This window comes from Mycobacterium sp. 852002-40037_SCH5390672 (genome assembly GCF_001665875.1).
Classification (GTDB): Bacteria; Actinomycetota; Actinomycetes; order Mycobacteriales; family Mycobacteriaceae; genus Mycobacterium.
Genome location: NZ_LZTA01000104.1, coordinates 1 through 1,096 on the forward strand (window position 1 = coordinate 1; position 1,096 = coordinate 1,096).

Annotated in this window: 1 pseudogene; it reads left to right on the forward strand. The window is 68.2% G+C overall.

From position 1 onward, the window contains the following. Window positions 1-79: 79 nt before the first annotated feature. Window positions 80-1,096, forward strand: a pseudogene (gene mycP, locus A5782_RS20175) (type VII secretion-associated serine protease mycosin); the annotation flags it as partial.

Sequence of the window (1,096 nt, forward strand, 5' to 3'; positions counted from 1 at the left end):
AAGATGTGTATAAGAGACAGCCAGCGCCAACCATGCCCACTGGCGCCCTGGCGTCAACACGCCCCATACCGCGGCGGGTGGCGCCACGGCAGCGTCGAACGGGCCGCCCGATCCGCAGACCGAGGACGAACCCGCGGTGCCACCGCTTCCCCCGGGAGCGCCCGACGGCGTGGTGGGCGTGGCCCCGCACGCGACCATCATCTCGATCCGGCAATCGTCACGAGCATTCGAGCCGGTCAACCCGCCGCCGGGAGACCCCAACTCCGACGAGAAGGTGAAGGCCGGAACCCTGAATTCGGTTGCTCGCGCAGTTGTTCACGCTGCCAACATGGGGGCCAAGGTGATCAACATTTCGGTCACCGCGTGCCTGCCCGCGGCAGCCCCTGCCGACCAGCGAGCGCTGGGCGCAGCGTTGTGGTACGCGTCCACCGCGAAGGACGCGGTGATCGTGGCGGCCGCGGGCAACGATGGGGAAGCCGGCTGTAACAACAACCCGACGTATGACCCCTTGGACCCGTCGGATCCACGGGACTGGCATCAGGTCAAGATCGTCTCGGCGCCCTCATGGTTCTCCGATTACGTCCTGTCGGTGGGGGCCGTCGATGCCAGCGGCGCCCCGCTGGACAAGAGCATGTCCGGCCCCTGGGTCGGGGTGGCCGCACCGGGAACCCACATCATGGGTCTCTCACCCCAAGGCGGCGGCCCGGTCAATGCCTACCCGCCGTCGCGGCCCGGCGAGAAGAACATGCCGTTCTGGGGAACCAGCTTCTCGGCGGCCTACGTCAGCGGCGTCGCGGCGTTGGTGCGCGCGAAATTTCCCGACCTCAGCGCGCACCAGGTGATCAACCGGATCGTGCAATCGGCGCACAATCCGCCTGCGGGCGTTGACAATAAGGTCGGCTACGGGTTGGTCGATCCGGTCGCCGCGTTGACCTTCAACATCCCGCCGGGCGACCGGATGCCCCCCGGCGCGCAAAGCCGGGTCATTACTGTAGACGATCAGACCGTCCAACCCGTCAAGCCGGGAGCGCACCTCGGCGGTGGTCACCGCCGCGATCGGCGCGGCGTCAGCGAGCACGACCTCGCACCGGCTAGC